This is a genomic window from Hymenobacter yonginensis, from assembly GCF_027625995.1.
In the GTDB taxonomy this organism is placed as follows: domain Bacteria; phylum Bacteroidota; class Bacteroidia; order Cytophagales; family Hymenobacteraceae; genus Hymenobacter; species Hymenobacter yonginensis.
Genome location: NZ_CP115397.1, coordinates 169,091 through 178,524 on the forward strand (window position 1 = coordinate 169,091; position 9,434 = coordinate 178,524).

14 protein-coding genes are annotated in these 9,434 nt (G+C 55.2%); 6 read left to right on the plus strand and 8 right to left on the minus strand.

Going from position 1 to position 9,434, the window contains the following annotated elements; genetic code table 11:
• Window positions 1-32 precede the first annotated feature (32 nt).
• Window positions 33-680, plus strand: coding sequence for an SMI1/KNR4 family protein (locus O9Z63_RS20775; RefSeq protein ID WP_270129376.1), 648 nt, complete (start codon window positions 33-35; stop codon window positions 678-680).
• A 121-nt stretch (window positions 681-801) separates the two neighbouring features.
• Here O9Z63_RS20775 and O9Z63_RS20780 read toward each other — a convergent pair whose 3' ends face one another.
• Window positions 802-1,077: a hypothetical protein gene (locus tag O9Z63_RS20780; protein WP_270129378.1), complete on the minus strand. Its 276-nt coding sequence runs from the start codon at window positions 1,075-1,077 to the stop codon at window positions 802-804.
• 211 nt (window positions 1,078-1,288) lie between these two features.
• Here O9Z63_RS20780 and O9Z63_RS20785 point away from each other — a divergent pair, with 211 nt between their 5' ends.
• Window positions 1,289-1,594 (plus strand): hypothetical protein, encoded by a 306-nt coding sequence (locus O9Z63_RS20785; protein WP_270129380.1) that lies wholly within the window; start codon window positions 1,289-1,291, stop codon window positions 1,592-1,594.
• 56 nt (window positions 1,595-1,650) lie between these two features.
• On the opposite strand, the gene O9Z63_RS20790 is transcribed toward O9Z63_RS20785, so the two are convergent.
• On the minus strand, window positions 1,651-2,247 hold the full coding sequence (locus tag O9Z63_RS20790; protein WP_270129381.1) for an SMI1/KNR4 family protein: 597 nt from the start codon (window positions 2,245-2,247) through the stop codon (window positions 1,651-1,653).
• Between the two features lie 802 nt (window positions 2,248-3,049).
• On the opposite strand from O9Z63_RS20790, the gene O9Z63_RS20795 reads away from it, so the two are divergent.
• Both O9Z63_RS20795 and O9Z63_RS20800 read left to right on the plus strand, forming a co-directional pair.
• Window positions 3,050-3,520, plus strand: a complete 471-nt coding sequence (locus O9Z63_RS20795) for a hypothetical protein (protein WP_270129383.1) — start codon at window positions 3,050-3,052, stop codon at window positions 3,518-3,520.
• Between the two features lie 99 nt (window positions 3,521-3,619).
• Window positions 3,620-3,910 carry a colicin immunity domain-containing protein gene (locus O9Z63_RS20800; protein ID WP_270129385.1) on the plus strand — a complete coding sequence of 97 codons (291 nt, stop codon included), beginning with the start codon at window positions 3,620-3,622 and terminating at the stop codon, window positions 3,908-3,910.
• A 45-nt stretch (window positions 3,911-3,955) separates the two neighbouring features.
• Here the strand turns inward: O9Z63_RS20800 and O9Z63_RS20805 are convergent, their stop codons facing one another.
• From O9Z63_RS20805 to O9Z63_RS20815, 3 genes are all read right to left on the minus strand, one after another.
• Entirely contained in the window at window positions 3,956-4,567 is a 612-nt protein-coding gene (locus tag O9Z63_RS20805) for a hypothetical protein (RefSeq protein WP_270129386.1), read from the minus strand.
• A 134-nt stretch (window positions 4,568-4,701) separates the two neighbouring features.
• The gene (locus O9Z63_RS20810; protein ID WP_270129388.1) at window positions 4,702-5,148 is read right to left on the minus strand and encodes a hypothetical protein; all 447 of its coding nucleotides are present in this window, start codon (window positions 5,146-5,148) and stop codon (window positions 4,702-4,704) included.
• Between the two features lie 123 nt (window positions 5,149-5,271).
• Window positions 5,272-5,760, minus strand: coding sequence for a hypothetical protein (locus O9Z63_RS20815; protein ID WP_270129390.1), 489 nt, complete (start codon window positions 5,758-5,760; stop codon window positions 5,272-5,274).
• A gap of 151 nt (window positions 5,761-5,911) precedes the next feature.
• On the opposite strand from O9Z63_RS20815, the gene O9Z63_RS20820 reads away from it, so the two are divergent.
• The gene (locus O9Z63_RS20820) at window positions 5,912-6,139 is read left to right on the plus strand and encodes a hypothetical protein (RefSeq protein WP_270129392.1); all 228 of its coding nucleotides are present in this window, start codon (window positions 5,912-5,914) and stop codon (window positions 6,137-6,139) included.
• A 102-nt stretch (window positions 6,140-6,241) separates the two neighbouring features.
• Here the strand turns inward: O9Z63_RS20820 and O9Z63_RS20825 are convergent, their stop codons facing one another.
• The 3 genes from O9Z63_RS20825 to O9Z63_RS20835 all read right to left on the minus strand — a co-directional run bounded on the left by O9Z63_RS20825 (window position 6,242) and on the right by O9Z63_RS20835 (window position 8,132).
• Window positions 6,242-6,871 carry a hypothetical protein gene (locus O9Z63_RS20825; protein ID WP_270129393.1) on the minus strand — a complete coding sequence of 210 codons (630 nt, stop codon included), beginning with the start codon at window positions 6,869-6,871 and terminating at the stop codon, window positions 6,242-6,244.
• 159 nt (window positions 6,872-7,030) lie between these two features.
• Window positions 7,031-7,651: a hypothetical protein gene (locus O9Z63_RS20830; protein WP_270129395.1), complete on the minus strand. Its 621-nt coding sequence runs from the start codon at window positions 7,649-7,651 to the stop codon at window positions 7,031-7,033.
• 1 nt (window position 7,652) lies between these two features.
• Window positions 7,653-8,132, minus strand: a complete 480-nt coding sequence (locus O9Z63_RS20835; protein WP_270129396.1) for an RNA polymerase sigma factor — start codon at window positions 8,130-8,132, stop codon at window positions 7,653-7,655.
• Window positions 8,133-8,774: 642 nt separating this feature from the next.
• Here O9Z63_RS20835 and O9Z63_RS20840 point away from each other — a divergent pair.
• Window positions 8,775-9,353: a class I SAM-dependent methyltransferase gene (locus O9Z63_RS20840; protein ID WP_270129397.1), complete on the plus strand. Its 579-nt coding sequence runs from the start codon at window positions 8,775-8,777 to the stop codon at window positions 9,351-9,353.
• Window positions 9,354-9,434: the final 81 nt, after the last annotated feature.

Here is a 9,434-nt window from a genome sequence, read left to right on the forward strand (position 1 = left end):
TATTGGCTGCTGGTCTCTTCCGGCACTGTGTTATGGAATACCCCGCCGACCCGCGCGAATTCATGGTGTGGTTCAAAGACCGCAGCGAGCGCCACTTTGCCAACATGTGCTTGGACCTTGATGCCTACGGGACGCAGCACCAACCGGGCACCAAGTGGCGGCCGGGCCTGACCGAATCGGAACTGGCGGCCTTTGAAGCGGCCCTTGGGTTTGCGTTTCCGGAAGAATTACGCGCCTTTTACCGGCTCATGAACGGGACGGACCGCCCGGGGGTGAACGTGTACGGGCAAAGCGGCCTGCCCTATACCTATGCTCCCCTGTACCCTTCCTACCCCGAGCACCTGCCCGACATCCAGCGGCGCATCGCCCAGGTATTGGCTGCCAAGGGACTGACCACCGACCGGATGCGGGAAGCGGCCATTCCGTTCGTTTTTCCCCTTGTCAACTTCTATTTCCTTGTGCTCGACGGGCACACGAACCCGGTGTATCTCCTGTCGCCGCTTCCTCCAGGTCGCGGACGTCCGCATGCCGACATCTACGGCGAACTTTGGACGGACACGCTACAGGGGTGGTTGCTGAAAGACGCCTTCGACCAATGCAACCATGTTAACGACGCAGTGGAGTTTCCAGACCGGCCGCGCCGGCCCAACTACTGGACCAGCCCACAGGACACGCCCTGAGGAGCGAGGGTACCAAGAAACGAGCAAAATACAGGCTTCGTCTTGCCGTAACTACTGTTTATGGGGAAGTTCACTCAAACGGTACTGCCGTAAACGCGCTCCGTTCAATCGAAGGAGCGTTTTATTGCGTTTGATTCGCCGAACGTCTATGCTCGTAAACAAGCAAGCCCGTGATGGCCGCTAGGGTCGCAAATATCAGGGCATTGCAGCCGTTGCTTTGCCGGTGTAATTGCGCTTGCCTCTTTTTCAAAGGGGCGGTGCTCAACCCACGGACTTCCACAACCGTGGTGAGCACGTCCTGGTCCTTTTGCAAGGCCGCCAAGTTGACCCGCATGAATGATGCGAGTAGCAAAAAGGCAATCAAAATGAGTTTGGCTATTGGCAAGAATGCCTTCATAAACGGGTGAAATCCGAGGGGTGTCCGAGTTTGGTTAAACGGTCCCGCCATAAACGCGGCAATTCAGTTTAAGGAGCGTTAAGTTTGATTGTGCTTGAAAAGCCGACTGTAAATGAAGCCCTATCCTGACCCGGAGCCAAGAAGTTTCGCGCAATGGTGCAGTGATATGGGCACAAGCCATGAAGGAAGGGCTTGGCCACCCAACCAGGTTATGACTTACCTGGAATTTTGCTTTCTGCCCGAAACAACACTCAGAAAGACTAGCTCAGGAGCTTTATATGGATTTTGGCGCCAATATGGGGATGTATACGGTGAACCAAGAACCGTTAAAGAGTGGCTGGAAGACATAGGGTGGCATCTTGTTGAGCCGACCGAAGAGGATTTGAGAGACTTGAATTTATTCCTGGCCCATGACGAATTCTGGACATGGAGCGGGGGCAAAATCGAACAAGACCTTAACGATTCGGAAGGAATCAGCCTATTCGAAAAACTTAGAAAGCTCTTTGCCAAGAAGTAGTGATACCAAGGCTGCAGTAGTTCAGGAGAAGGGGGGATTCCAGCAAAACGGGCGTTCTAGTTCAAGTTGATGGTATTCCCGGCGTCTTCCGCTTGCCAGTAGGTGGCGTGTGGGTTGAGCGCCTTGGCTAAGACACCTTCGGCGTCCATATCATAGTCAAAATAGCCGTCGGCATTGTACCAGTAAACGCCTTGCGCAAAGCAGGCCGTCAAGGTGGCCAGCATAGCCTCCAGCGAATCATACATCCGCTCGGGCGTGAGGAGTAGCAGGCTTGGGCACCAGCGGTACAGGCGCCCGTGATGCGGGCTCTGCGGGTCCAGGTTGAGCAACAACGTGTCGTCAAACAGGGGAAAAAAGTGGGGCTCATAGAAGTGCTCTTTTTGGTTCAGGGCATATTCTTCTATGGCCATTTCCAACGGGTAAAAGACCCCGGGTGCGCCGACCCATAACTCTCCCACTAGCCCGCCCTCGTACGACTGGCCGTTTTTCCACGTGTAAAGCGCGAGCAACTCTGGGGTGGGGACAACGCCGGCTGCGGCAAACAGGTCGCGCACCGTGCCCGCTTCCAGGCCGGCGTTCCAGTACTGTGCGACCGGATACCCGGCCACAACGAGTTGGTGTTCAAAGGTGGCGAGCGTGGAACGGAAAGACATGCGGCGCAAGAAAATAATCGGTGGTGGGACACCAGTCGAACAGCGAAGTAAGCACTGCCTACTCTAGCAGTTTACTGAAACGGTCGGAGATCGGAACTAGGCTTGCTTCACTATTAGCTCCCCGGTGGGTCCATTGGGTGATAGGCCAAGAATAGGAATAAGATAGCTGCGCTCAACAATACCAAGCCAAACAGTAAGGCAATTCCAACGCCAACCAGCCCCCATGTAGTCCACTGCTGGGATTGGTGTAGCCGATACCCTAGTAGTACACTCAAGGTTAAGTAGCCGAAGACGGGTGCCACTACATAGAGCAAAAAGGACACTTTTAAGCTCATCTATCTGCCAAATATTCGGTGTTCGCGAAAACGGTAATTCGGCGAAACGAGGCTTAAAACTTGACAACACCCTATACACCCTTGCCAGTATGTTGCAAGAACAGCGCATTAACCGAACCTTACGCAGAACTGCCCTCTTGCTGGCCATACTGCTTGTACTCCTTGCAGGAAGTATATTTTTAACGGACGGATCACCTCACTCCAATACGGAAAGCATACTGAGTTATTATAGTCCGATTCTGATCGCAATTGCCATTGCTTCTTTGCTGTGGATAATTCCCTGGGTTGCTGCCTTTTTTCTATTCCTGTCACTCGTAAAGGGATACTATTTACTTCAAAACCGCAATAATTTAGTATGAATCAAGCAACGACTGGGTACTAACAAGCAAATGCTCCCAACTGTAGCCAAGACGTTCACCCAAACGGTGATTCTAGCAAAACTAGCGATCGGGAGCCTATCTTGGACCATGCACCTGATAAGTGAATCCGTCTTTGCCGCCGCCGTGGAGCAGCTCATCGGCACGACCATTCAAACCACTCACGCGGGTCCCGGGACGGGCTCCATTTTTACCATGAATCTGCGGGCGCCCACCAGGGAGGAGCACCACCTGATGGTGTTTTGCGCTTGGAAGCTGCTGCGGGCCGGGACCATCACCTGCACTTGGCGAGACGCGGAAGAGGACTTGGCGGCGGCCCTAGCCGCCCATCAAAGGGAAACGCTCGCCGGGGCACGGGTAGAATCCGGCGGGGACCTCGTCCTGACGCTGGCCTCCGGGGCCGAACTCAAGCTCTTTGCTGACGGCCGCGTCCCGGACGAGCCGGCTGACCAGGACCAAGCCAGCGATTACTTCCTGCAGCAAGGCCTCACCACCTTCGTCAGCCTACGGGGCGCTTTTTACCAGGAAAACACGCCGCCTAGGGCGAAAAAGAAAGGGTAGCCAACCGGTGATTCGGCGAAACGAGCATAAGTTCAGGCTTAAGCGGACGTCTATTGGTTCCCTACTTTTCCTCCAAACTACTTTACTTGCCCTGCGGCTATGAATGAAGCGGATTACAAACCCATTCTAGCGGACTACCTGAGCAACCGCCTGACGGTGGACGAATACATTTCGGCCTTTATGAAGCAATGGAAGCACGACCGCGACGTAGCGTGGGGTACGCCTTTGCCAGAGCAGGCGCCGAGACAAGAGCAATTTCACAAAATGATGAACCGTCTCTTCACTAGTGGCGATTGCTACGAGGAACACCCCGAATCTTCTTGGGAAATCAGTGAGGAAGAATTGCGCCAGGAAGTCCAGTTGTTTTACCAACGCTTATGGGGAGCGTAACGAAAAGAAGTTCGTTCACGAAAACGGTCCGACGTTAAACGAGCGTTAGTTGTATTCCCTTGTCAGGCTGAATATGCACTTGCTAATCAACTCTTCATTGAGAGGGTGGTACTCGTACACCGAATAGGTTGTGGAGGAAAAGACTTCTGCCCGGTCAACGTAAAATTTCACGAGCGGTATGGGGTGCGTGCCAAGCTGCTTGCCGTGGTAGAAAAAACCAATGTGGCCGTGCGCTTTGTCTACGGGCAGCGAGTCCACCTGCACCGTGGACAGCACACTTGACTGGGTCATGACCTCGTAGGTGTACTGGAGAGTCTGCCCGCCTATGGTAGTGGGCTTGTTATTGCGGCCCCTGAACCATGGCAGGAACAGTTCTTTGTAATTAGTGCGGTAACTGACCGTAACGACGTTGCCCACCCAACTGCGAACCACAAAGGCTTCGTTGTGCATTGTAATTTCTTGCTGATCCCCGCCACTGACAGGAAAGAAGGTGAGCGTGCGAACCCCCTCTCCGTTCGTATTCTTCGCTCGCAAGAGACCGGCCGCCGTCGGGTAGAAGGTAAATGAAGTATCCGGGTGGTCCCAGTTCAATCCATCTTCGGGCGTGCAGGCCGTCAGTAGTCCCCCCAAGGTCCATAAAGCACGATGTCGTTGCATAACCAAAGCTAGGGCCACTCAATGGTAGATGTTAAGAGGTTGTTCAGGAAAACGGTGGTGGCCTAAACGCGCTGTTTGGTTAGAGGAGGAATTGGAGTATGTTCTCCCGACGGGCCAGCCATGTGAACATCCGGTTACATATTGCTCTCTGCTGGTTGAACGGGAGGTCCCTTTTTTATTTCCAGCAGGATGGTATCCGCTTCGTGCATTCCTTTCGCGGCTGCTTTCGTGAGATAATGCCGCAGCAAGGCTTGCGTTTCCTTGTCCAGGTCGTGAAAGCTGCGCGCTCCGTTCATTTCACACTCTTTGTAGATGTCATGGTACACATCCAGGTACGCCGGCGGATAATAGTTTTTGTTGGCCATCATTAGCGCGTCGTAGAGGAATTCAGTGCCGGGGGAGAAATCCAAGGCGATAATTCGCAATCGTTGATAGGCCTCCACGTTGCCATTGTAGGCTGCTTGTTGCAGCTTCGGAATGTCGTCACTCTCATAATTATTCATCGACACTTGCTCGCTGCTAGGTGTTTGACACATGGGGAAAGCCAGCAGCACAAACCACCAGAGCAGACGTTTTTTCATTTGATTGTGGCGTGAAGCAATGTTAGCAGACAGCGTCCACTCGTTCAAGAATGGTCGTGGCCTAAACGCGGCAATTCAGTTTAACGAGCGTCCTGAGGGATATATAACCTAGCAGCGTGTTGGCTAAAAAGCCGAGTAACAAATTTCCTCAACTTGCTGGCCTTGCAAAGTTGACTGGCGCTGACGCACGGTTAGCGTTGATTCGGACAATTCGGTAATATCGTACACGTTGGACTGGCCCGCAGTGAAGGGATGGGGCAAGGCCGCAATTAGCTGCGACTCGTCACTTCCAGGTCTAAAACTCCACGTATACACCCGCTGTTGAGGGTCGCCCGGGGCGCAGGTCGAGGGGCCTTCATCAAGCAAAAGGGTAGTGTTGCGCTCAAACCTGAGAAAGTCATCATGCCAACAGGCGGGCCGAGCATCGAAAACATTGCCTCCAGTGAAGGCTTTTTGATTTGAACCAGAAAGGGTCAGGGTGTGCCCGACTTCTCGCCATGGGCGGCGGGTGAGCAGGTCGGCCTTAGAGGGGGAAGCAACCGGCGTTTCTGCCTCTTTCTTGCAGGAAAAGAGTAGGCCGACTGTAGCCAGAAATAACAGGGACTTTCGCATTGAGGTAGAAATAGGTAAAGGCAAGGAACAAGATAAGGCAACAGCATGGCACACGCGTTTAGAAAAACGGTGATTAGGCGAAACGAGCGTTACTTGAACGCGTTTTCAACGCGTTCGCATCAAGATGGAGGACCTTCAATTTCCTTTGTTTTTGCTCACCTACATCCAGGAACACGATGGCAAGTGGTACTGGTACCAATTGGACCGCGCGGTGAGCACCACGGAAGGCTTGAACGGTCGGTCTTTGCGGCGAGAACTCGACGCGTTACATGCTGCGGGATTGATGGAGAGCCAGGAAGTAGCGGGTCGACTACGTTACTTTATTACCGACAACGGCAGACAGTTTGTGGCGACAGGTGGCAACAGCCAGCAGCTGTAACAAGGGCCCTTTAATGTTTAGTCAAAAGGGTCTGCCTGCAAACGGGCGGCTGTACACACTAGGGTGCACAGCCGCCCGTTTGCAAGCAGACCCTCTGCGGTCTTAGTAAGGGCTCTTCATGGTCTGCGCCTCTGCGGGGAGCACGAAGAATGTGTTGCTCAGCTTCAGCGGGTGTACCCCGGTCGCCACGCTTTCCAGGCTAAACTGAGGGGTTTCGATCACCATCTTCAGCGGCACCGCACCCGCTTGCGAGAGGTAGGCATACCAGTTGCCGTACCGGTGCGCTTTGTACAGGTCTTGCTGCACCGGCAGCCGCGGGCTGAAGTAGTATTTCTGCACCCCGCTGCGGCACACCAGCGTCAACTCGTCGCAGGTATACCCCATGATCGTCGTGGCGCCTGTGCGAAGCGTGGTGCTCAGCACGCTGTCGGGGTTCACGGCACCGTCATTCCAGAGCAGCTTGTTCAAACCGGCGACCTTGCTGTACAGCTTGTTTTCGCTGTTCCGGTACAACTGCCAGGCCACCTGCGTTCCGTTGAGCTCGGACCGGTAATCGCCACCCTTGATGTACCAGTTCTGCACGTCGCCCATCAGAGCGGTGAGCTGTGCATCGGAGAGACCAGGGGTTTTGCTCTGATAGGTGTTGCGGTACACGATTTTGCCCTCGAAGTGCTGGGCATGGGCTACGAGGCAGTTAACTACCAAGGCCAGAGCGAATAGAAGTTGTTTCATGTTGAACGGGGTGGGGGTTGGATACTAGTGATTTGGAAAGAGTATGCTGACAAGTGAAACTATTTTGGTTGGGGTATGGCTGGCTGGGCTTCCGACTGCGCCCCTTGTGGACGCTGCCGGGGAACAGGCTACGCCTCACCCGCTCTCACCCAGCGTGGCTTAGACGCCGGGGGCCTCTTCCAGTTCGCGCAGGTTGGATTCCATGGCCTGTATGCGGCTGAAAAAAACAGCCCGGTAATACCAATACCTAATCAGGAAGGAAAAACCAGTCAGGGCCACGGAAGCCAGGCTACTGGTAGCAAAAGGTAGTCCGAGGCTGGGCAGCTCAAACACCGCGTAAAAGGCCACGGGGGAGACCACCAGAAAGACGGCGTTGGTGAATCGGTAATACTTGTTGAACGCTGTCAGGGTGCGGCGGAGCGCTTCCCTCGAGCTGGCAACCGTATTCTCCGAGAAGATCTCTTCCTGTCGGCGGTAGGTCCACCCGGAGAACAGAGCGAAACCTACTAAGACGGCGACCAAGGGAAGCTTCACGGCCAGGGCGCTCCCTCCCAGGCCCCGGTGGTAGTTCCAAGCTAAGTAACCAACCGTCAGCAGAAGCAGCAGGGCGGCATTCCACCCGCCGATCCGGTTCCAGAAGGCACTCTTTTCCCGCAACTCCCCCAAAGCGCTGGTGTTCCGTTCTATGATCCTCTCCAAGGTCGCACGGGTATGCCTCCCCGGTTCAGCTCCTTCCCTGCGGGGGGCATCCCAGCTTTTTTTGAATTCGTCCAGTTCCATGTTAGGCTAGGCTGATGAGTGTTCGTAGTTGGCTTTTGATTCGGTGGAGTTTGTAGCCCACGTTCGTCTCCGAGATGCCCAGCACCTCGGCCATCTCCCGGTAGCTGCAGTCCTCCAGGTAGAGCAGGGTCAGGGCCTGGTCCACTTGGGAGAGCCGCCGGATGGCCCGGTGCATGGCCGCCATTTCCTCGCTGGGGCCACCCTCCACGGCCGGCACCTGGAAGGCCTCGGGGCCCAGCTCGACGAACCGCTCGGTTCTGGTTTCCTTCCGCAGCCGGGTGAGCGCGGTGTTGAGAGCAACCTGGTACAGCCAGGTAGTGACCTTGGCGCCGCCCCGGAACGTGGGGTAAGAGCGCCAGAGCTGGAGCACAATATCCTGGAAAAGGTCTTCCCGGTCCTGCTGGGAGTTGCCGTACAGGTTGCAGACCTTGTGGAGAAGGCCCTGCTGGGTTTCGATGAGTAGAAGGAACTGCTCTTTCAAGATGCTGGGTATTTCCCCATTAGTCGAGGAAAGCGCGGAATCCTTAGAGAATCCCCAGATTTATTTTTCGCATGAGAAAAATAAAAGGGCGAACCCATTGGGCAACACCTGATTCACACGGGTATATAGCTAGGGGGTGAGGGATTCAATCAAGACCCAAAAAGCCTTGAATCGCCTGCTGTCGTTCAGCAAAACGGTGATCAGGAACGCTGGGGCCTCAGAAAAAACAAGACTTTTCCGGGTCTGGGCCCACTCGCTCCTCCCCTATCGCGGTTGCGTCCCTTCACATAATGTCCGTTATAAGCGCCCTCTTAGAATAGTGGTGGTTTTGATCTCCCAGCGCGACTTGATGCCGGTGTGGTACTTCCCCATGTATTGCCTTGAATATTGATTGTGATTTTTAAGCAAGTGGAAGATGCCTATGGATACATCAGTGGTTTGCTATAACGTAAACTCACCCCACGGTAGTGGCTATATATGGGCTTTGGTTAAAAGTTTGGTATAAAGGTTAAATGCTGGTGACCGTGTGCATGCCAGTCTATCCAATGCCAGCCCGAGCACTTAAGATTTCTTAAGAAGTTTCGGCCCCGGGGCTTAACAAATGGGGCAGAGCTTTGCAGCGAACCAACGGCTACAACCGGCATGCTGCTATCCTTCCTGAAGGAATACCTCCACCACCCCGCCATGACGGGCGCGCTGGCCCCCAGCTCGGCGCATCTGGCCCGGCGCATGGCCGCCCAGATTGATTTTGACCGGGCCCACTGCCTGGTGGAATACGGCCCCGGCACGGGAGTATTCACCGATGTGCTGATTCGGCAGCGGCGGCCGGGCACTGTCGTGGTGGCAATCGAGGCGAATCCGGCCTTCTGCCGGCTGCTGCGGGCCCGCTACAGCGGGGTGCCCCACGTGCACATCATCCACGGCTCGGCGGGCCGGGCGGGGGAATGCCTGCGCCAGCTCGGGCTGCCGGCGGCCGACTACGTCGTTTCGGGGCTGCCCTTTGCCTCGCTGCCGCGGCAGGTGTCACGCCAGATTCTGGGCACCACCCGCCGCCTGCTGCGGCCGGGAGGCAAGCTGGTGCTTTTCCAGTACACCACCCGCAAAAAGAAGCTGTTCGACGAATGCTTCACGCTGTGCCGCCAGTCGCGGGTGCTGCTCAATTTCCCGCCGGCCTTTGTGCTGACCTACGCGGCGCGCCATGAGGCGGAGGCCACCGCCTAATACCCGGCAACGGGATAAGTAATGCTGCCGTGGCAGAAGGATACCTGTCCCCCCTTATTCACCACGCCAATTGTCCAGACC

Coding starts and splice junctions, on each gene's coding strand:
- O9Z63_RS20775 (WP_270129376.1), top strand. CDS start 33: ATGGAATACCCCGCCGACCCGCGCGAATTCATGGTGTGGTTCAAAGAC.
- O9Z63_RS20780 (WP_270129378.1), bottom strand. CDS start 1,077: ATGAAGGCATTCTTGCCAATAGCCAAACTCATTTTGATTGCCTTTTTG.
- O9Z63_RS20785 (WP_270129380.1), top strand. CDS start 1,289: ATGACTTACCTGGAATTTTGCTTTCTGCCCGAAACAACACTCAGAAAG.
- O9Z63_RS20790 (WP_270129381.1), bottom strand. CDS start 2,247: ATGTCTTTCCGTTCCACGCTCGCCACCTTTGAACACCAACTCGTTGTG.
- O9Z63_RS20795 (WP_270129383.1), top strand. CDS start 3,050: ATGCACCTGATAAGTGAATCCGTCTTTGCCGCCGCCGTGGAGCAGCTC.
- O9Z63_RS20800 (WP_270129385.1), top strand. CDS start 3,620: ATGAATGAAGCGGATTACAAACCCATTCTAGCGGACTACCTGAGCAAC.
- O9Z63_RS20805 (WP_270129386.1), bottom strand. CDS start 4,567: ATGCAACGACATCGTGCTTTATGGACCTTGGGGGGACTACTGACGGCC.
- O9Z63_RS20810 (WP_270129388.1), bottom strand. CDS start 5,148: ATGAAAAAACGTCTGCTCTGGTGGTTTGTGCTGCTGGCTTTCCCCATG.
- O9Z63_RS20815 (WP_270129390.1), bottom strand. CDS start 5,760: ATGCGAAAGTCCCTGTTATTTCTGGCTACAGTCGGCCTACTCTTTTCC.
- O9Z63_RS20825 (WP_270129393.1), bottom strand. CDS start 6,871: ATGAAACAACTTCTATTCGCTCTGGCCTTGGTAGTTAACTGCCTCGTA.
- O9Z63_RS20830 (WP_270129395.1), bottom strand. CDS start 7,651: ATGGAACTGGACGAATTCAAAAAAAGCTGGGATGCCCCCCGCAGGGAA.
- O9Z63_RS20840 (WP_270129397.1), top strand. CDS start 8,775: ATGCTGCTATCCTTCCTGAAGGAATACCTCCACCACCCCGCCATGACG.